Genomic DNA, 18,549 nt, shown 5'->3' on the forward strand with positions numbered 1-18,549 from the left:
GGGAAGCAATCAACCGAGGAGACACGTTCATGAAGATGCGCTACACAGCGTTGGCGTTGGCGGCTGCGATGTTCGCCGCGCACGGTGCGTCGGCCGGGGAGGCCGAGGCCAAGAAATGGATCGACAGCGAGTTCCAGCCCTCGACCTTGTCCAAGGACAAGCAGATGGACGAGATGAAGTGGTTCATCGAGGCCGCGAAGAAGCTGCAGGCCAAGGGCGTGAAGGAGATCTCGGTGGTCTCCGAGACCCTGACCACCCATGAATACGAGTCGAAGACGCTGGCCAAGGCCTTCGAGGAGATCACCGGCATCAAGGTCAAGCACGACCTGATCCAGGAAGGCGACGTGGTCGAGAAGCTGCAGACCTCGATGCAGTCGGGCAAGTCGATCTACGACGGCTGGGTCTCCGACTCCGACCTGATCGGCACCCACTACCGCTATGGCAAGATCATGTCGCTGACCGAGTACATGGGCGGCGCGGGCAAGGAGTTCACCAACCCCGGCCTCGACCTCAAGGACTTCATCGGCACCAGCTTCACGACCGCGCCCGACGGCCAGCTCTATCAGCTGCCCGACCAGCAGTTCGCCAACCTCTACTGGTTCCGCGCCGACCTGTTCGCGCGCAAGGACCTGCAGGACAAGTTCAAGGCCAAGTACGGCTACGACCTGGGCGTGCCGCTGAACTGGAGCGCCTATGAAGACATCGCCGAGTTCTTCAGCACCGACGTGAAGACCATCGACGGCAAGCCGATCTACGGCCACATGGACTACGGCAAGAAGGACCCGTCGCTCGGCTGGCGCTTCACCGATGCCTGGCTGTCGATGGCCGGCGCGGCCGACAAGGGCATCCCGAACGGCATGCCGATCGACGAATGGGGCATCCGCGTGGCGGCCGACAAGTGCACGCCGACCGGCGCCTCCGTGGCGCGCGGCGGCGCCACCAATTCGCCGGCCGCCGTGTACGCGCTCACCAAGTACATCGACTGGATGAAGAAGTACGCGCCCAAGGAGGCCATGGGCATGACCTTCGGCGAATCGGGCCCGGTGCCCGCGCAGGGCCAGATCGCGCAGCAGATCTTCTGGTACACGGCCTTCACCGCCGACATGACCAAGAAGGGCCTGCCGGTCGTCAACGACGACGGTTCGCCCAAGTGGCGCATGGCCCCCGGCCCGAACGGCCCGTACTGGAAGCAGGGCATGCAGAACGGCTACCAGGACGTGGGCTCGTGGACCTTCTTCAAGGGCCACGACGCCAACAAGACGGCAGCGGCCTGGCTCTACGCGCAGTTCATCACCGCCAAGACCACCTCGCTGAAGAAGTCGATCACCGGCCTGACCTTCATCCGCGACAGCGACATCCGCTCGGACTACTTCACGCAGAACGCCAACAAGTACGGCGGCCTGATCGAGTTCTACCGCAGCCCGGCGCGCGTGGCCTGGACCCCGACCGGCACCAACGTGCCCGACTATCCGAAGCTCGCGCAGCTGTGGTGGAAGAACGTGGCCGAGGCCGTGACGGGCGAGAAGACGCCGCAGAAGGCGATGGACAACCTGGCCGACGAGATGGACAACGTGATGGCCCGCCTCGAGCGCGCCGGCATGGCCAAGTGCGCGCCCAAGCTCAATCCCAAGGGCGACCCGGCCAAGTACCTGAGCGACGACCACGCGCCGTGGAAGAAGCTGGCCAACGAGAAGCCCAAGGGCGAGACCATCGACTACAACAAGCTGCTGACGGCCTGGAAGGAAGGCAAGGTTCGCTGATCCCGCAGGGAGGCTCCCGACCGCCGCCGACGCGACCGGCCGGACGGTCGTGGGGATGCCGGGACGGCACATGCAGGGCCGCGCCGCGAGGTGCGGCCCTTTTTTTGCGTGCATGCACCCGGGCGTGGCCCCGGCTACGAGATCTCGTAACCGCGCGTTGCCCGTTCGCCGCATCCTTTCGATGCATGACCTATGGCAGATGCGCGATGCCGAGGCTTCGCGTACATTCGACGGCCCTTCGAACCGCCCACCCGTGAATTCCAGCTTGTCCAGCCCTTTCGAGGCCGTCGCGCCGACCATCGCCAAGCGCGTGCTCGTGATCCACTATTCGCAGACCGGCCAGCTCGGCAGCGTCGCCGAGCGGATCGTGGCGCCGCTGCGCGACGACCCCGCGATCGCGGTGCACGTGGAGACGCTGCGGCCGGTGCGGCCCTTTCCGTTCCCCTGGGGCTTCATCCGCTTCTTCGACGCCTTCCCCGAGACCGCGCACATGAAGCCGCCCGCGCTGCAGCCGCTGGCGCTCACGGGCGAGGAGGACTTCGACCTCGTGATCCTGCCCTACCAGGTGTGGTTCCTCGCGCCCTCGCAGCCGATCACGGCCTTCCTCAAGCACCCGGTGGCGGCGCGCCTGCTCCAGGGCAAGCCCGTGGTCACGGTGATCGCCTGCCGCAACATGTGGCACCTCGCGCACCAGAAGCTCGAGGGACTGTTGGCCGCCATCGACGCGCGGCTGATCGACAACGTGGTGCTGACCGATCCGGGCCCCACGCTCGCCACCTTCTTCACCACCCCGGCCTGGCTGGTCTGGGGCCGCAAGCGCGGCTTCTGGGGCATGCCCGATGCGGGCCTCGAGCCGGGCCAGATCGCGCGCACCGCGCGCTTCGGCCGCGCGCTGCGCGATGCGCTGCACCAGGGGCTCGAGCGCGGCACCGCGCCGCTGCTCGCGGGGCTGGGCGCGGTCAACGCCAATGCGCGGCTCCTGGTCAGCGAGAAGGCCGGCACGCGCAGCTTCTTCCTCTGGGGCAAGCTCTTGATGGCCGCCGGCGGCCCCGGGGCCTGGCAGCGCAAGCCGCTGCTGGTGCTCTACGTGCTGTTCCTGCTCGCGCTGATCGTCACCGTGGTCCCGGTGAGCCTCACCCTGCAGGCGCTGCTGCGCCCTCTGCTGCGTGGGTGGCTGACTAGAATGACCGCCCATTTCGAGCGGCCCTCCGGCTCGGCCACGGACCGTTCCCATCTCTATGACGACTGATGTCTTCCTGACCCGTACCGCCGCCTTCCTGCCTTTTGCTCCGGTCAGCAACGAAGACATCGAAGAAGTCCTGGGCCGCGTCGGCGACCGGGTGTCGCGTGCGCGACGCCTGATCCTGCGCAGCAACGGCATCCAGTCGCGCCACTACGCGATCGACCGCGCGACCGGCCTGCAGGCCATGAGCAATGCCGAGCTCACCGCCGCGGCGATCCGCGGACTCGGCACGCCCGAGGAACTGGGGCGCATCGACTGCCTCGTCACCGGCACCTCGATGCCCGACCAGCTGATGCCCAACCACGCGGTGATGGTGCACGGCGAGCTCGGCTGGCCGCGGCTCGAGGTGGTGGCCTGCGCGGGCATCTGCCTGGCCGGCGCCACCGCGCTCAAGCACGCCTGGCTCTCGGTGCGCGCGGGCGATGCCGAGCGCGCCGTGGCCACCGGCTCGGAACTGGCCTCGCCGCTGATGCGCGGCTCGCGCTTCGAAGCCGAGATCGCGCACCGCGTCGACCTGCTCGAGACGAATCCCGAGATCGCGTTCGAGAAGGACTTCCTGCGCTGGATGCTGTCGGACGGCGCGGGCGCGGTGCTGCTGGAGCGCGCGCCGCGCGGGCCGCTGTCGCTCAAGGTCGAATGGATCGATCTCTCCTCGGCCGCGCACGAGCTGCCGGTGTGCATGTATGCCGGCGCCGACCGCACCGCCGACGGCAGCCTCACCGGCTGGGCCCGCACCGCGCCGAGCGACTGGCACCGCGACTCCACCTTCGCGATCAAGCAGGACGTGCGGCTGCTCAACGAGAACATCGTGCGCGCCACGCTCGGCGAGCCGCTCGCGGCCATCGTCGAGAAGCGCGGCCTGCGGCCCGATGACGTCGACTGGTTCCTGCCGCACCTGTCGTCGAGCTACTTCATGGAACCGGTGGCGCGTTGCCTCGAGCAGATGGGCTTCGCGATTCCGCGCGAGCGCTGGTTCAGCAACTTGGTGCAGAAGGGCAACACCGGTTCCGCCTCGCCCTACATCATGCTCGACGAGCTGTTCCGCTCGGGCCGCATCCGGCCCGGCCACAAGCTGCTGATGTTCGTGCCCGAGAGCGGCCGCTTCTCGAGCGGCTTCATCTACCTCGAGGCCGTCTGACACGAAGCCGATGGCGAAGGAGAGGCGCTGACATGGACCTCGACGCAGTTCCCCAGGAAGGCAACGCCACGCTCGCGGGCCACGCCAAGCTGATGTACGCGCGCGATGCGCAGGGCCGCGTGGTCACGACCACCTCGCGCGGCTGGGAGGCCGAGGAGATCGTCACCACCCATGCGGTCGACGCGCTGGTGGCGCAGGCCGGGGCCGCGCGCGAGCGCGTGGCGCGGGGCCTGGCCTCGCCTCTCGAATACTGGATGTACGACCGCCGCATGGACGTGGCGCTGCTGTCGCAGACCAGCGGCTTCTGGCAATGGCGCGTGCGGCGCCACCTGCAGCCGCGGCATTTCGCGGCGCTCTCCGGGGACCAGCTCGCGCGTTATGCGCAGGCGCTGGGCCTGTCCGTCGCCGCGCTCAAGGAACTGCCATGAATGCCATCGCCGCACCGGTTGCCGAAGCCGGCTTTCGCCACAGCCAGGCCGCCCATTGCGAGAGCGGCGTGATCTCGAGCCTGATGCGCCACCACGGCGTGCCCGCGATGACCGAGAGCATGGCGCTGGGCCTGTCCTCGGGCCTGTCGTTCGCCTACCTGCCGTTCATCAAGCTCTCGGGCCTGCCGCTGATCTCCTACCGCATGCCGCCGCGCGCGATGATCAAGGGCCTGCTCGCGCCGATGGCCGCGCGCTTTTGCTTCGAGACCTTCAGAAGCCCCGAGGACGGCCAGCGCCGGCTCGACGCGCTGCTCGCCGACGGCCACCTCGTGGGCCTGCAGACCTCGGTCTACTGGCTGCCGTACTTCCCGCCCAACATGCGCTTCCACTTCAATGCGCACAACCTGCTGGTCTACGGCAAGGAGGGCGACGAGTACCTGATCAGCGACCCGGTGTTCGAGGAGCCGGTGCGCTGCGCCAGCGCCGACCTGGCGCGCGCGCGCTTCGCCAAGGGCGTGCTCGCGCCCAAGGGACTCATGTACTACCCGCAGGCGATCGAGCGCAAGGCGGTCGACGCGGGCGCGGTGCGCAAGGCGATCCTGAAGACGGTGCGCAACATGCTCGCGCCGGTGCCCATCGTCGGCGTGCGCGGCATGCGCACCCTGGCCGGCCGCATCGCGAAGCTCGCGCCCGCCGATCCGCGCACCGTGGCCTTCATCGGCCACCTGGTGCGCATGCAGGAGGAGATCGGCACCGGCGGCGCCGGCTTCCGCTTCATCTACGCGGCCTTCCTGCAGGAGGCCGCCGCGCTGCTCGGCAAGCCGCAGCTGCTGCAGATGTCCGACCGCCTCACGGCCATCGGCGACGACTGGCGCGCCTTCGCGCTCAAGGCCGCGCGCATGGTCAAGGGGCGCGAGGCGGTCGATCCGGCGAAGCTCGCGGCGCTGCTGCGCGAGCAGGCGCAGCGCGAGCAAAGCTTCTTCCGCGACCTCAAGGCCGCCGTGTCCTGATGCTCGAACTGCAGGGGCTGAGCCACCGCTACCCGCACGCCCAGGCGAACGCGCTCGACGCGGTGTCGCTGGCCGTGCCGCGCGGCTGCGTGCTCGGCCTGCTCGGGCCCAACGGCGCGGGCAAGACCACGCTGATCTCGCACCTGTCGGGCGCGCTCGCGGTGCAGTCGGGCCAGATCCGCGTCGATGGCGTGCCGCTCGCGCAGGTGCGCGCGCAGGCGCCCACGCGCATCGCGGTGGCGCCGCAGGACCATGCCTTCTACCCGATGCTCACCGTGGCCGAGAACCTGGCCTGCTTCGCCGCCGCGGGCCGGCTCGCGGGCGCGCGCAAGCGCGAGCGCATCGCGGCCTGCCTGGCGTTCGCGCAACTCGAAGCCTTCGCGGGCACGCGCGCCGAGCGGCTGTCGGGCGGCCTCAAGCGCCGGCTCAACCTCGCGATCGCGCTCTTGCCCGAACCCGAGCTGATGCTGTTCGACGAGCCCACCGTCGGCGTCGATCCGCAGTCGCGCGCCTTCGTGCTCGATGCGATCAAGGGCCTGGCGCGCGCGGGTGCCGCAGTGATCTACGCCTCGCACTACATGGAGGAGATCGAGGCCATCGCCGACCGGGTGGCGATCCTCGACCACGGCCGGGTGCTGCGCGAGGGCTCGCTCGAGGAACTGCTGTCGAAGAACGCGATGCTGCTCACGCTGGCGGCCGACGGGCTCGATGCGCAAATGCTCTCGCGCTTCGGCACGGTGGAGCAGGGTGGCGTGCACTGGCGCATCCACCTGCATCCGGGCACCGGCCCGGCCCCGGTGCTGGCCGCGCTCGAGGTCGCGGGCATCGAGGTGCGCCATGCCGAGTTCGGCCGCCACGACCTCGAGCAGCTGTTCATGGCGCTCACCCACCGTTCGCTGCGGGACTGAGGACCGATGCTGCGGGCCCTGATCCAGAAGGAACTGCTCGCGCTGCGGCGCGACATGCACGGCCTGGCCGCGCTGTTCCTGATGCCGATGATCTTCATCGTGCTGATGTCGCTCACGCTCAAGGACATCTACCGCCCGCCGCTGGTCGCGCTGAACTACGCGGTCGACGTGCGCGACGACGGCACGCCCGCGCAGTGGCTGCTGCAGCTGTGGCGCAAGGCGCATGGCGCGCCCGAGCCGCTGGGCGCCGACTGGCAGGCGCGGCTGCGCCGCGGCGAGCTCAAGTACGTGATCGTGCTGCAGCCGGGGCTGTCGGACGAGCTCGAGTCGGTGGCGCTCTCGACGCGCCCCTACATCCAGCTGCTGACCGAGCCCGGCATCGACAGCAACCTGCACAACGCGCTGCGCGCCGAGCTGGTCGGCGCCTCGGGCGAGCTCAAGGCGCGGCTCGCGCTGCAGGTGCCGGGCACCGCGGGGCCGGCGCAGGGTGCGTCGATCCAGGCGCTGGTGCAGGCCGAGCGCTTCGCGAGCAGCGGGCCGCGGCCGACCTCGGTGCAGCAGAACGTGCCGGCCTGGCTGGTGTTCGGCATGTTCTTCGTGGTGGCCTCGCTCTCGAGCCTGCTGGTGCAGGAGCGCGGCTCGGGCGCGCTGGGCCGGCTGCAGAGCCTGGGCGTGTCGCGCGCCATGCTGCTGGCCTCGAAGGCCTTGCCCTATCTCGCGGTGAACGCGGTGCAGGCCGCGCTGATGCTGGCCGCGGGCATCTGGCTGATGCCGCTGATCGGCGGCGATGCGCTCTCGCTCGCGGGCATCGACTGGGGGGCGCTGCTGGTCGCGCTCGGCGCGGTGAGCCTCGCGGCCGTGAGCCTCTCGCTGGCGCTGGCCTGCGCGGTGCGCAGCCATGCGCAGGCCGCCACCATCGGGCCGATGGTCAACGTGCTGATGGCGGCCGCGGGCGGGATCATGGTGCCCAAGTTCGTGATGCCGGGCTTCATGCAGCGGCTGGTCGAGCTCTCGCCGATGAACTGGGGCCTCGAGGCCCTGCTGACCGTGCTGCTGCGCGGCGGCGGCGTGGCCGACACGCTGCCGCAGGTCGGGCGGCTGGTGGTGTTCGCGGCCGCCATGTTCGTGCTCGCGGTCTTTCTCTTTCGCAGGCGCACGCCATGAACCCCGTCACTCCCGAATTCATCGCCCGGCTCAAGACGCTGGTGCTCGAGGCCGTCGAGAAGGAGCCGCCGCCCGGCGGCCTGTCGGACGACGAGGCCCTGTTCGGCCCCGAGGCGCGGCTGGACCTCGACTCGCTCGATGCGCTGCAGGTGTCGATGGCGATCCAGCAGGCCTTCGGCGTGCGCATGCCCGACAGCAAGGAGACGCGCCGCGCGCTGAGCTCGGTCGCGCACCTGGCCGAGCACCTGCTGCGCGAGCAGAAGGCATGACCGCGCGATGAGGGCGGTGTACCTCGGCGGCGTGGGGCTGGCCTGCGCGCTGGGCGACGATCTGGACGCGGCGCTCGCCACCTTGCGCGCGGGCGGCGTGCGGCCCGTGCCGGTGGCCGTGTCGGCGCAGGCGCGGTGGCCCGTCTACAAGCTGTCGCCCACCGACGGTGGCTGGGACGAACGCGTGCGCCGGCGCGTGCGCGCGGTGGTGGCGCAGGCCGATCGCTCGGGCGGCGCGGTGTCGCGCGACGCGCCGCTGTTCGTCGCCTCGTCCTCGCTCGACATCGGCCACATGGAGCACGAGAAGGACGACCGCCGGCTCGGCGGCGACCTGCTCGACTTCGCCGAGATCGTGGCCGGCGCGCTCGCCTGGCGCGGCCCCGTCTTCACCGTGTCGACGGCCTGCACCTCGGCGCTCAACGCGATCCTCGCGGCCTCGGAGCTGCTGCGCGGCGGCGGGGCCGAGGAGGCGCTGGTGCTCGGCGCCGAGCCCGACAACCGCTTCACCGTGGCGGGCTTCGGCGCGATGCAGCTGCTGTCGCCCGATGGCGCGCGGCCCTTCGGCGCCGGCCGCGACGGGCTGGTGCTCGGCGAGGCCTTCGCGGCGCTGCAGCTGCGCACGCGGCCCGCGCGCTGGCGCATCGCGGGCGGCGCGAACATCGTCGACGGCAGCAATCCCGCGGGCAACGAGGCGGGCGCGGTGCGCGCCGTGTGCGAGGCCGCGCTCGCGCAGGCCGGGCTGCGGCCGCGCGACATCGGCCTGGTCAAGGTGCAGGCCGCGGGCAGCCCCGGCAACGACGCGGTGGAGGCGCAGGCGCTGCGCGCGCTGTTCGATCCGCTGCCGCCGCTGGTGTCGTTCAAGACCGCGATCGGCCACACGCTCGGCGCCTCGGGCGCGGCCGAGCTGGCCTTGCTGACCGGCTGCGTCGCGCATGGTGCGTGGCCGGTGGCGACGCATGCGCCCGATGAGGCGCTGGGCCTGGCGCTGAGTGCCTCGGCGCCGCGCGGACTGCGTCATGTGCTGTTCAACGTGCTGGGCTTCGGCGGCGGCCATGCGGCGCTGGTGCTCGAGGATGCGGGGGGGGGCGCGCCATGATCGAGGGCTGGCGCGTCGTCGCGCATGTCGGTGCCGACCCCTTGGCCGAAGACTGGCACGCGCAGCTGGTGCAGCGGCTCGGCTACCGGCCGCGCCGCGTCGGCGCCTGGACCGAGCTCGCGATGCATGGCGCGCTGCGCTGCATCGACGCCGCCGGCGAGGCCGCGCTGCCGGCCGGTGCGCGCCTGCGCGTCGGCAGCCGGCGCGGACCCTGGGCCGCGACCTGCACCGGGCTCGAGCAGCTCGATGCGGGGCTCACCATGCCCTTCACCTTCATGCAGAGCCAGCCCGCGCTGGCGCTGGCCGAGGTCGGCCGCTGCCTGGGCTGGCGCGGCGACGGCAGCTTCGTGCTGAACCGCGATGCGGCGCAACTGCTGCGGCTGATGGTGCACGGCGCGGGGGCCGACGGCCTGCTGCTGGGCCAGGTCGAGGAGGCCGGTGGCGCCTTGCCGATGCGCTCGGAATGGTGGCGGCTGCTGCCGGCCTGAGAGACCGGCGGCGCGCTCAGCCCGCGATCGACCGGCGCAGGTTCTCGCGCGCGCGGACCTCGAGCAGGGCGTGCATGCGCGGCGTGGCGTAGATCGCGTCGCGGTCGAGAAAGCGTTGCAGGATCGCGCGCCGGCGCGGCAGGCGGATCTCCAGCGGCACGAAGGCGTATTCCCGTCCGACTTGTTCCTCGTATTCGTCGAAGCGCGCGCGCTCGGCGCCGAGGATCGAGAGGTCGATGTCGATCAGCAGCTCGGCATCGCGGCCTTCGGGCACGGCATCGTGGCGCGTGGCCATCACGAGGTCGTGCACGCGCTGCGCCACGTCCTCGCCGGCCTCGAAGCTGCGCAGCGCCTCGAGCGCCCAGGCGGCACTGCGTGCCTCGTTGTCGTGCGCATGCACGTCGTAGATCGCGTCGTGGAACCACAGCGCCAGCGCCACTTCGCCGGGCCGTTGCGCGGCGGCCTGCTCGCGCTCGAACCAGGCCAGGCATTCGCCGAGGTGCTGCAGCGTGTGGTAGTGGCGCTGCGGCTCGGCGTAGCGGCGCTGCAGCGCATCGCACAGCGCATCGCGCTCGGGCGTGCCGGGTTGCGCGATGCCGAGCGCGCGCCAGGCGGCGTGCCAATTGGCCCACAGGGCCGCGCTCGACAGGGGCGTCATTGCGTGGCCCTCACTGCGGCAGCGGCATCGGTTGCCGCGGCGAGGAGGCGGGCGGCAGCGGTTGCGAGGCCGTCGGCTCGGTCGGCGTCGATTGCAGGGGCAGCGGCATCGGTTGCGCATCGAGCCTCGGCTGCGAGCGCAGCGGCGCGGGGGCCGGCGCGAGCACCGGCTGCGGCGCCGGCGCATAGCCCATCGCCGCCTTGACCTCGTTGCCGAGGTCGAGCACCGACATCGCGTAGTAGCTGCTCCAGTTGTAGCGCGTGATCACGTAGAAGTTGCGCGTGCCCGCCACGTAGGTCGGCGCGGCACTCGCGCCGTTCTGCAGTTCGATCAGCGCGAGCAGGCCGCGATGGCGCTGGCCCTCGCCATCGAGCACCGCGCCCGCGGCCACGAAGCTGTCGGCGCTGAAGCTCGGCAGGATGTCGGGTGCCAGCAGGATGTCCTTGCGCAGCCGCGACTCGTCGAAGCGCACCGGGTAGATCGCGGGCATGCCCGGCTGCCAGCCGAAGGCCTTGAAATAGCTGGCCACCGAGCCGATCACGTCGGCCGTGTTGTTGACCAGGTCGATGCGGCCGTCGCCGTCGAAGTCGACCGCGTACTTGGCGATGCTGCTCGGCATGAACTGCGGCATGCCCATCGCGCCCGCGTAGCTGCCCAGCGGCACCATCGGATCGTCGGCGGTGCGGCTCTCGGTGCTCAGGAAGCTCTCGAGTTCGCCGCGGAAGAAGGCCTGCCGTTCGGCCGCGCGAGGATGGCCCTGCGGGAAGTCGAAGGCCAGCGTGGCGAGCGCATCGATGACGCGGAAGTTGCCCATGTTGCGGCCGTAGATGGTCTCCACGCCCACGATGCCCACGACGATCTCGGGCGGCACGCCGTAGGTGGCCTCGGCGCGCGCGAGCAGGTCGGCATTGGCGCGCCAGAAGCGCACGCCCGCGGCGATGCGCGTGGCATCGATGAAGCGGCTGCGGTAGACCTGCCAGTTCTTCACCGTACCCACCGGTCCCGGCAGCATCAGCCGCGGCACGTTGGGCAGGAAGCGCGCGCCGCCGATGGTGGCGCGCACCCATTGGCGGTCCAGGCCCCGGCGCGCCGCGACCTCGTCGGCGAAGCGCATCGCGTCGTCGCGCGTGGCGTAGGGCGTGCTGCCGACCACGGCCTTGACTGCCGGGCGGGGCTGGGCCGCGGCCTGCGTGGCGAGGCCGGCGGCGCAGGCAGCGAAGAGGGCGAGGGCGGCGGCGCGGACCGGCTGGCGCCGCGGGGAGAGGGAGGATCGCATCGGCCGATTGTGCCGCCCGGCCGCGCGCGGGCCGGCGGGCGACACATGTGGTTGCGTTCAGCCGGGCTGCAGTAGTGCGGGCCCGGCCTTGCGCGCGGGCCATGGCAGGCGGCGGAACTCGGCGCGCAGCGCGGCCAGCGTCCCGGGGCCGGCCGGTGCATAGCGCTGGGCTTCGAGCTTCAGCAGCCAGTCGCGCAGCGGCGCGCTTTCATCGGTGCCGAAGAAGGCCTCGGCCAGCGCGGCCATCTGGCGCGGCGGCGCGGTGCCGGGCACGGCGAGGCCGGCTTTCGCGAGCCGCGCGCGCGCTCGGCCGAGCAGGCGCAGCCAGGGATCGTGCTGGCTGCGTTCCCACAGCGTCCAGAGCGCGCCGGCCAGGCTCGCGCCCACCAGCAGGTAGAGCAGCACGTAGGCCAGGTCCTCGAGGCTCGGTGCCGTGAAGCCGATGTTCTTCAGCAGGTCGAGCTGGCGGCTCTGCGTGTAGTTGAGCACCCACTGGTTCCAGCCGTTGTTGACGGCCTCCCAGGCCGCGCGCAGGTTTTGCGCGAAGGTCGGGCTCATCGCGATGACCGCGCCCGCGAACAGGCCCGGCGGCTGCACGAGCCGCATCGACTGGCCGACCCGTCCCGGCGCCACCGCGCCCGTGGGGTCGACGCGGACCCAGCCCTTGCCGGCTTCCCAGACCTCGGCCCAGGCATGGGCGTCGCTCTGGCGCAGCACCCAGTAGTTGTCGATGCCGTTGAGTTCGCCGCCCTGGTAGCCGGTGACGATGCGCGCCGGCACGTTCATGCCGCGCATCAGCACCACGAAGGCCGAGGCGATGTGCTCGCAGAAGCCCTCCTTGCGGTCGAACCAGAACTCGTCGGCGGTGTCGTTGCCGTAGACGCCGGGCTCGAGCGTGTAGCTGTAGCCGCCGGTGCGCAGCCGCCGCAGCACCGCCTGCACCAGCGCGGGCGTGGCGGCGCCGGCCAGCGCCGGGTCGGCGAGCATCTCGCGCGCGAGCGCCGCGGTGCGCGGGTTCGACGCGGGCGGCAGCGCGAGGTAGGCGCGCAGGCTGTTGGCGCTGGCGACCGGGCCGCTCTCGAAGCGCGTGTAGCTCTGGGCGCGGTAGCGCACCAGGTCCGACAGAGGCCGGTTCACGAACCATTGCAGGTCCGAACTGCCCGTGACCTCGTAGCCCGGCAGCGCGGGCGCGCGCGGCGCGGCGTCGAGCGTGAGCAGCCACGGGCGGTTGCTGGGCTCGAGCGTGACCTCGTAGCCCAGCGGCTCGCCGCTGGTGCGCAGCTCGGAGCCGCCCGCGCCGCGGCGCCAGGATGGCAGCGCGGTCCACTCGCGGCCATCGAACTGCGCGAGCACCGGGCCGCGGAAATAGAGCTGACTCTGCGGCGGCGCGCGGTCGCCGTCGAACTTGATGCGTGCCGCCACGCGGCCGTCGAGCGCGAGCTCGGCGATGGTGCCCACGCGCATCGTGTTCGACAGCCCGCTGCGCCCGGCCATCGCGTCCGTCGGCGTGCCCCACAGCGGCGCGAAGCGCGGGAACAGCAGGAACAGCGCGAACATGATCGGCGCGCCCGCGAGCGCCATCCAGCCCGCGGTGCGCGCGGCCTGAGCGAGCGGCGGCCGGCCCACCGGCATGTGGGCATTGACCAGTGCGGTCAAGAGGCCCAGCAGCGCGAGCAGCATCATGGCCGCGGTGGCGAGCGACTGCGAGTAGAAGAAGTTCGTGAGCATCGCGAAGAAGCCCAGGAAGAAGACGACGAAGGCGTCGCGGCGCGCGCGCAGTTCGAGCGTCTTGAGCGCGAGCAGGATCACGACCAGGGTGACGCCGGCGTCGCGGCCGAGCAGGGTGCGGTGGGTGGCGAAGGTGGCGGCGACTGTCACCACGAGCAGGGCGATGCGCCACCAGCGGGAGGGGAGGGGTCGGGATTGGATGGCGAGGGTGCCGCGCCAGATCAGGACTGCTGTGGTGAGGGTGGTGCACCACCAGGGGAGGGTGTCTGCCTGGGGGAGGATGATGAGGGCTATGACTGCCAGGAGAAAGAGGGTGTCTCTTGCGTCTCTTGGCAATGTGGCCATCGTGAGCTTCTTCATTGGGAGCTCTTCTTTTTTAGGCTGTTGGCCGGGTCTCGCCCCGGCGGGCGAGTCACTTTCTTTTGCTTCGCCAAAAGAAAGTAACCAAAGAAAAGGCGACCCACTGTCTGCGACCCCTTCGCTGCGCTACGGGGCAACCTGCGGTGCTCGCGTTTCGCGGGGTCTCGCAGAACTCGCTCCACTTCGTTCCGCTCAAACAGCTGCGAGCCCTGATCCGCGAAACGCTGCGCTCCTCGGCGCAGCCAGAGGGGGTGGAGCGGGCCATCGCTGCGCTCGGCCCTAGATTCCCCACAGGCCTTCGCTTCGCTCGGCCCAGGTAGAAGAAGACCGAGGGCCTTTGCACTCCCGCACACCACACAAGGACGCGCCATGGCGCGTTGACTCTCATCCCCTCTGGCTGTGCCGAGGAGCGCAGGAGAAAGCGGGATCAGGGCCGCAGCTGTTTGAGCGAAGCGAGTTCTGCGGACCCCCGCTTTCTCCGAGCACCGCAGGTTGCCCGTAGCGAAGCGGAGGGACACAGACAGCGGGGTCGCCTTCTTTTGCTTACTTTTCTTGGCGAGACAAGAAAAGTAAGTCGCCCGCCGGGGCGAGACCCGGCCAACAGCCTCAGCAAAGCCAAACACATTCAGCATAGAGCCAGCATCTCCAGACAAGCCCTCCGATGCGCCTCCCCTTGCGAAGGCTTCAACACGCGCCCGCCAATACGGACCCCATAGTCCACCCCCAACCGATCCGCCATCAACACCCAGGCACACAATCGAGAAACCCGCCCTTCAACATCACCCAACCCAGTAGCCTGCGCATCCAGCCAAAGCTCCTCGCGTTGCGTCTGCTGAGCATCCCGACTCACGAACTCCTCGGACCCCGCAGCCAACGCCTGCGCCGCCTTCTTCCAGACCACCAGCTTCAACGGATCCCCCCGCCGATAGGCCCGCACCCCGTCATACTCCCCAGCCCCCAAGGACCGCACCAGGGAAGAAACAGCCGCGGAACCCGACAACGGCTCCCCCGCGGGCAAGGGCGGCGGATGCGCTTCAGGCGCCGGATACACCAGCATCTGCGACGCAGGCCGCCACACCGTCCACACCCGAAAGGTGCCCAGCGGAAACCGCGTCTCCGCCGTCAATGCAGGCACCGGATGCAACCCCCTTCGCTCCGGCAGAAAAGCGATCTCCACCGTCGAACTGCCCTGCGCCGGCACATCGGTCCACGCCCATTGCCCGCTGCCGCGCACCGCCATCCCGATCCCGTAGCGCACCCCGCGCCGCGCGTTGTGCAGCACCACCCGGAACACCGCCGCGCTCCCCGCGTAATGCGCATCGGGCGGCATCAGGTGCATCGCCAGCCCGCGCAAGGTGCCGTGGCACACGTGCATGCCCACCGCCACGCTGCCCGCGAGCAGGAAGGTGAGCAGGTAGCCGAGGTTGAGCTGGTAGTTGATCGACGCCACCAGCAGCACCAGCAGCGTGAGCGCCAGGGTCCAGCCGGCGCGCGTGGGCACGATGTAGACGTTGCGCTGCGTGAGCTCGAGCGTGTCCGACGGCGGCCGGCGCGAGAGGAACCAGCCGTCGATGCGCGAGCGGATGGCGCCGAGGGCGTTCACGGCAGCGGCACCGCCGCGATCATCGCCCGCACCTGCTCGACCGCGCCGCGGCCGGCATCGCCGACCGGCGTGAGGCGGTGCGCCACGGTCTGCGGCAGCACGGCCTGCACGTCGTCGGGCGCGACGTAGTGGCGGTTGGCGAGCAGGGCCTGGGCCTTGGCGGCGCGCAGCACGGCGATGCCGGCGCGCGGCGACAGGCCCTGCAGGAACCAGCGGCCCGAGCGGGTGGCGGCGATCAGGTCCTGCACGTAGTTCAAGAGCGGCTCGGCCGCGTGCACCTGCTGCACGCGCTGCTGCAGCGCGGTCAGCTCGCCGGGTGTGAGCAGCGCGGGCAGGGTGGCCAGCATCTCGCGGCGGTCGATGCCGGCCAGCAGCTGGCGCTCGGCCGCGCGGTCGGGGTAGCCGAGCGAGATGCGCATCAGGAAGCGGTCGAGCTGCGACTCGGGCAGCGCGAAGGTGCCGAGCTGGTCCTGCGGGTTCTGCGTGGCGATCACGAAGAAGGGGGTGGGCAGGGGGCGGGTCTCGCCCTCGATCGTCACCTGCTTCTCCTCCATCGCCTCGAGCAGCGCGCTCTGGGTCTTGGGGCTGGCGCGGTTGATCTCGTCGGCCAAAAGCACCTGCGAGAAGATCGGGCCCGGATGGAACACGAAGGCCTGCTGGCCGCGGTCGTAGATCGCCACGCCCGAGAGGTCGCCCGGCATCAGGTCGGCCGTGAACTGCACGCGCGAGAACTGCAGCCCGAAGGTGTGCGAGAGCGCATGGGCCAGGGTGGTCTTGCCGACCCCGGGCACGTCCTCGATCAGCAGGTGGCCGCCGGCCAGCAGGCAGGCCACGCAGTCGCGCACCTGGGCCTCCTTGCCCACGATCACCGTGTTAAGCTGGCTCAGCAAAGTGGCAAGCTTCGCGGCAACGTCCATATTTGTATCCATATGCAAACGATACCGTAAGACCCGGCAGCCCCGCGCCGCGTGAGGTCTAGACGCGACACCGAGACATGGGCAAGACCGGTTACTTCACTCATCGCGACTGCTGGAAGCACGACATGGGCCGGGGTCATCCCGAATGCCCCGAGCGCCTGGATGCCATCGAGGACCGGCTGCTGGCCACCGGCGTCGGCGACGCGCTCGAGCGGCGCGACGTCCCGCTGGCCACGCTGCCGCAGATCACCCGGGCGCACAGCACCGAACACGTCGAATACCTCGAGGCGCTGCACCAGCGGCTGGTGGCCGACGAGCCGGTTGGCGGCCCCGACCATGCGCACATCGACCCCGACACCGCGCTCAACCGCTTCACGCTGCTGGCGGCCCGGCGCGCCGCCGGGGCGGCCATCGCCGCCACCGACGCGGTGATCGCCGGCGAGGTCGAGAACGCCTTCTGCGCCGTGCGTCCGCCCGGCCACCATGCCTGCCGCGAGCAGGCGATGGGCTTCTGCTTCCTCAACAACGTCGCGATCGCGGCGCGCCATGCGCTCGAGGTGCACGGCTTCGACCGCGTGGCCGTGGTCGACTTCGACGTGCACCACGGCAACGGCACCGAGAACATCCTGTCGGACGACCCGCGCGTGCTGATGGTCGGCTTCTTCCAGCACCCCTTCTATCCCTACAGCGGCACCGAGCATCCGGCCTCGAACATGCTCAACCTGCCGATCCCGGCCTACACCAAGGGCATGGACGTGCGCGAGATGATCGAGGCGATCTGGATGCCCCGGCTCGAGGCGTTCCGGCCGCAGATGGTGTTCGTGAGCGCGGGTTTCGATGCGCACCGGGAAGACGATCTCGGGCAGCTCGGTCTCAACGAGAACGACTTCGCCTGGATCACCGACCGCATCCGCGACGTGGCGCGCCGCCATGCGCGCGGACGCATCGTCTCGATGCTCGAGGGCGGCTACAACCTCGACGCGCTCGCGCGCAGCGTGGAAGCGCACATCCGCGTGCTGGCCGAGCTCTGATTCGAAGGGCGCGGGCGCACCCCGGTGGTGCGCCTGGCGCGCCGTGTGTGGGCCCGGCCCCTTTTGCTGCAAGAGATGAACTTCAACGACTTCACCCAACGACTCGCGCAGGTCGATGCGCGCGGCATCGCCATCGAGCTGGCCGCGCTCGCCGCCTGCATCGCCCTGGCCTGGGGCATCTGCCGCTGGTTCGGGCGCGACCAGCCCAAGGACTCGATCTGGTTCGGTGAGCGCACCTTCGACGGCGTGCTGTTCCCGCTGATGGCGCTGGTGTTCGCCGAACTCGCGCGGCGGCTGGTGTCCGAGTACCAGACCATCCTGGTGCTGCGCATCGGCGTCTCGGTGTTCCTGTCGCTCGCCGTGATCCGGCTGTTCGCGCGCGTGCTGCGCGCCGTGTTCCCGGCCTCCAACCTCGTGCGGCTGCTCGAGCGCACCATCTCGTGGCTGGCCTGGGTCGCGGCCGTGCTCTGGATCATCGGCCTGCTGCCGCCGGTGCTGGCCGAACTCGACGACATCACGCTGGCCTTCGGCAAGACCCGGGTGAGCCTGCAGACCATCATCCAGGGCGCGCTGTCGGCGGGCCTGGTGCTGGTGATCGCGCTGTGGATCGCCTCGACGATCGAGAAGCGCATCCTGCGCGAGGCCGTCACCGACCTGTCGATGCGCAAGGTGGCCTCGAACGCGGTGCGCGCACTGCTGCTGCTGGTGGGCCTGCTGTTCGCGCTGTCGGCGGTGGGCGTGGACCTCACGGCGCTGTCGGTGCTCGGCGGCGCGCTCGGCGTCGGCCTGGGCTTCGGCCTGCAGAAGCTGGCGGCCAACTACGTGAGCGGCTTCGTGATCCTGCTCGAGCGCTCGATCCGCATCGGCGACAACGTCAAGGTCGACACCTTCGAGGGTCGCATCACCGACATCAAGACCCGCTACACGCTGATCCGCGCCGGCAACGGCCGCGAGGCGATCGTGCCGAACGAATCGCTGATCACCTCGCGCGTGGAGAACCTCTCGATCGCGGACCGCAAGTTCAACATCACGACCAGCATCGTGGTCGGCTACGAGAGCGACGTCGCGCAGGTTCAGGCCATCCTCTGCGATGCCGCCAAGGCCCAGCCGCGCGTGATGACCGACCCGGCGCCGGTGGCCTTCCTGATGAACTTCGCGCCCGACGGGCTGGAGTTCACGCTGAACTTCTGGGTCGCCGATCCCGACAAGGGCAAGGACAACCTGCGCTCGGCGATCAACGTCGCGATCCTCGACGGCCTGCGCGCCGCGAAGATCGACATTCCCTATCCGCAGCGCGTTCTGCGCGTCGAATCGCTGCCGCCCGGGATTTCGCCACCGGCGGACGCTGCCTTATAATCGAGGAAAAGCACGACCGTTCTTTTTTCGCCCCGCGGCGTGAATCGGAATGAGATCAGAGACGGCAAAGGTCGCGTCCTAGAATGACCGGTTGCTCTCGAAGCCCCCTTTTTGCA

17 protein-coding genes are annotated in these 18,549 nt (G+C 70.3%); 12 read left to right on the plus strand and 5 right to left on the minus strand.

The genetic code is table 11. From position 1 onward, the window contains the following. Positions 1-29 precede the first annotated feature (29 nt). The 10 genes from ACEN9J_RS00650 to ACEN9J_RS00695 all read left to right on the plus strand — a co-directional run bounded on the left by ACEN9J_RS00650 (position 30) and on the right by ACEN9J_RS00695 (position 9,504). The gene (locus tag ACEN9J_RS00650) at positions 30-1,760 is read left to right on the plus strand and encodes an ABC transporter substrate-binding protein (protein ID WP_057592250.1); all 1,731 of its coding nucleotides are present in this window, start codon (positions 30-32) and stop codon (positions 1,758-1,760) included. Between the two features lie 265 nt (positions 1,761-2,025). Next, positions 2,026-3,009 carry a dialkylrecorsinol condensing enzyme gene (locus ACEN9J_RS00655; RefSeq protein WP_296723498.1) on the plus strand — a complete coding sequence of 328 codons (984 nt, stop codon included), beginning with the start codon at positions 2,026-2,028 and terminating at the stop codon, positions 3,007-3,009. Beyond that, a complete protein-coding gene (locus tag ACEN9J_RS00660; protein WP_413762998.1) occupies positions 2,999-4,141 on the plus strand; it encodes a beta-ketoacyl-ACP synthase III in 1,143 nt (380 codons plus the stop codon). Before ACEN9J_RS00655 ends, ACEN9J_RS00660 begins: the two co-directional genes overlap by 11 nt. Positions 4,142-4,173: 32 nt before the next feature. Further along, positions 4,174-4,569, plus strand: coding sequence for a hypothetical protein (locus ACEN9J_RS00665; RefSeq protein WP_413762999.1), 396 nt, complete (start codon positions 4,174-4,176; stop codon positions 4,567-4,569). Beyond that, complete coding sequence (locus ACEN9J_RS00670; RefSeq protein ID WP_296723492.1) at positions 4,566-5,579, plus strand: BtrH N-terminal domain-containing protein; 1,014 nt, start codon at positions 4,566-4,568, stop codon at positions 5,577-5,579. The genes ACEN9J_RS00665 and ACEN9J_RS00670 overlap by 4 nt, the downstream gene beginning before the upstream one ends. Continuing rightward, positions 5,579-6,487, plus strand: coding sequence for an ABC transporter ATP-binding protein (locus ACEN9J_RS00675; protein WP_413763000.1), 909 nt, complete (start codon positions 5,579-5,581; stop codon positions 6,485-6,487). Before ACEN9J_RS00670 ends, ACEN9J_RS00675 begins: the two co-directional genes overlap by 1 nt. 6 nt (positions 6,488-6,493) lie before the next feature. Then, positions 6,494-7,651, plus strand: a complete 1,158-nt coding sequence (locus ACEN9J_RS00680) for an ABC transporter permease (protein WP_413763001.1) — start codon at positions 6,494-6,496, stop codon at positions 7,649-7,651. Next, positions 7,648-7,920, plus strand: coding sequence for an acyl carrier protein (locus ACEN9J_RS00685; protein ID WP_057592243.1), 273 nt, complete (start codon positions 7,648-7,650; stop codon positions 7,918-7,920). The genes ACEN9J_RS00680 and ACEN9J_RS00685 overlap by 4 nt, the downstream gene beginning before the upstream one ends. Positions 7,921-7,927: 7 nt before the next feature. After that, on the plus strand, positions 7,928-9,016 hold the full coding sequence (locus ACEN9J_RS00690; protein WP_413763002.1) for a beta-ketoacyl synthase N-terminal-like domain-containing protein: 1,089 nt from the start codon (positions 7,928-7,930) through the stop codon (positions 9,014-9,016). Then, on the plus strand, positions 9,013-9,504 hold the full coding sequence (locus tag ACEN9J_RS00695; protein ID WP_413763003.1) for a hypothetical protein: 492 nt from the start codon (positions 9,013-9,015) through the stop codon (positions 9,502-9,504). Before ACEN9J_RS00690 ends, ACEN9J_RS00695 begins: the two co-directional genes overlap by 4 nt. Before the next feature lie 16 nt (positions 9,505-9,520). Here ACEN9J_RS00695 and ACEN9J_RS00700 read toward each other — a convergent pair whose 3' ends face one another. The 5 genes from ACEN9J_RS00700 to ACEN9J_RS00720 all read right to left on the minus strand — a co-directional run bounded on the left by ACEN9J_RS00700 (position 9,521) and on the right by ACEN9J_RS00720 (position 16,046). Continuing rightward, on the minus strand, positions 9,521-10,162 hold the full coding sequence (locus tag ACEN9J_RS00700) for an N-methyl-D-aspartate receptor NMDAR2C subunit (RefSeq protein ID WP_413763004.1): 642 nt from the start codon (positions 10,160-10,162) through the stop codon (positions 9,521-9,523). Positions 10,163-10,172: 10 nt separating this feature from the next. Next, entirely contained in the window at positions 10,173-11,438 is a 1,266-nt protein-coding gene (mltB, locus tag ACEN9J_RS00705) for a lytic murein transglycosylase B (RefSeq protein ID WP_413763005.1), read from the minus strand. 57 nt (positions 11,439-11,495) lie between these two features. After that, positions 11,496-13,526, minus strand: coding sequence for a transglutaminaseTgpA domain-containing protein (locus ACEN9J_RS00710; RefSeq protein ID WP_413763006.1), 2,031 nt, complete (start codon positions 13,524-13,526; stop codon positions 11,496-11,498). Positions 13,527-14,151: 625 nt separating this feature from the next. Continuing rightward, positions 14,152-15,129 (minus strand): DUF58 domain-containing protein, encoded by a 978-nt coding sequence (locus ACEN9J_RS00715; protein WP_413763007.1) that lies wholly within the window; start codon positions 15,127-15,129, stop codon positions 14,152-14,154. Then, complete coding sequence (locus ACEN9J_RS00720; protein WP_057598141.1) at positions 15,126-16,046, minus strand: AAA family ATPase; 921 nt, start codon at positions 16,044-16,046, stop codon at positions 15,126-15,128. Before ACEN9J_RS00720 ends, ACEN9J_RS00715 begins: the two co-directional genes overlap by 4 nt. A 77-nt stretch (positions 16,047-16,123) precedes the next feature. Here ACEN9J_RS00720 and ACEN9J_RS00725 point away from each other — a divergent pair, with 77 nt between their 5' ends. Then, entirely contained in the window at positions 16,124-17,077 is a 954-nt protein-coding gene (locus ACEN9J_RS00725; RefSeq protein ID WP_057597888.1) for a histone deacetylase family protein, read from the plus strand. Between the two features lie 75 nt (positions 17,078-17,152). Further along, positions 17,153-18,433 (plus strand): mechanosensitive ion channel family protein, encoded by a 1,281-nt coding sequence (locus ACEN9J_RS00730; protein WP_057597887.1) that lies wholly within the window; start codon positions 17,153-17,155, stop codon positions 18,431-18,433. Positions 18,434-18,549 lie beyond the last annotated feature (116 nt).

The organism is Variovorax sp. Varisp41, assembly GCF_047325085.1.
Classification (GTDB): Bacteria; Pseudomonadota; Gammaproteobacteria; order Burkholderiales; family Burkholderiaceae_C; genus Variovorax.

Excerpts from the sequence above, each read along its gene's own strand:
- ACEN9J_RS00650 (WP_057592250.1), top strand. The coding sequence starts at position 30 with ATGAAGATGCGCTACACAGCGTTGGCGTTGGCGGCTGCGATGTTCGCC.
- ACEN9J_RS00660 (WP_413762998.1), top strand. The coding sequence starts at position 2,999 with ATGACGACTGATGTCTTCCTGACCCGTACCGCCGCCTTCCTGCCTTTT.
- ACEN9J_RS00665 (WP_413762999.1), top strand. The coding sequence starts at position 4,174 with ATGGACCTCGACGCAGTTCCCCAGGAAGGCAACGCCACGCTCGCGGGC.
- ACEN9J_RS00670 (WP_296723492.1), top strand. The coding sequence starts at position 4,566 with ATGAATGCCATCGCCGCACCGGTTGCCGAAGCCGGCTTTCGCCACAGC.
- ACEN9J_RS00675 (WP_413763000.1), top strand. The coding sequence starts at position 5,579 with ATGCTCGAACTGCAGGGGCTGAGCCACCGCTACCCGCACGCCCAGGCG.
- ACEN9J_RS00680 (WP_413763001.1), top strand. The coding sequence starts at position 6,494 with ATGCTGCGGGCCCTGATCCAGAAGGAACTGCTCGCGCTGCGGCGCGAC.
- ACEN9J_RS00685 (WP_057592243.1), top strand. The coding sequence starts at position 7,648 with ATGAACCCCGTCACTCCCGAATTCATCGCCCGGCTCAAGACGCTGGTG.
- ACEN9J_RS00690 (WP_413763002.1), top strand. The coding sequence starts at position 7,928 with ATGAGGGCGGTGTACCTCGGCGGCGTGGGGCTGGCCTGCGCGCTGGGC.
- ACEN9J_RS00695 (WP_413763003.1), top strand. The coding sequence starts at position 9,013 with ATGATCGAGGGCTGGCGCGTCGTCGCGCATGTCGGTGCCGACCCCTTG.
- ACEN9J_RS00700 (WP_413763004.1), bottom strand. The coding sequence starts at position 10,162 with ATGACGCCCCTGTCGAGCGCGGCCCTGTGGGCCAATTGGCACGCCGCC.
- mltB (WP_413763005.1), bottom strand. The coding sequence starts at position 11,438 with ATGCGATCCTCCCTCTCCCCGCGGCGCCAGCCGGTCCGCGCCGCCGCC.
- ACEN9J_RS00710 (WP_413763006.1), bottom strand. The coding sequence starts at position 13,526 with ATGAAGAAGCTCACGATGGCCACATTGCCAAGAGACGCAAGAGACACC.
- ACEN9J_RS00720 (WP_057598141.1), bottom strand. The coding sequence starts at position 16,046 with ATGGACGTTGCCGCGAAGCTTGCCACTTTGCTGAGCCAGCTTAACACG.
- ACEN9J_RS00725 (WP_057597888.1), top strand. The coding sequence starts at position 16,124 with ATGGGCAAGACCGGTTACTTCACTCATCGCGACTGCTGGAAGCACGAC.
- ACEN9J_RS00730 (WP_057597887.1), top strand. The coding sequence starts at position 17,153 with ATGAACTTCAACGACTTCACCCAACGACTCGCGCAGGTCGATGCGCGC.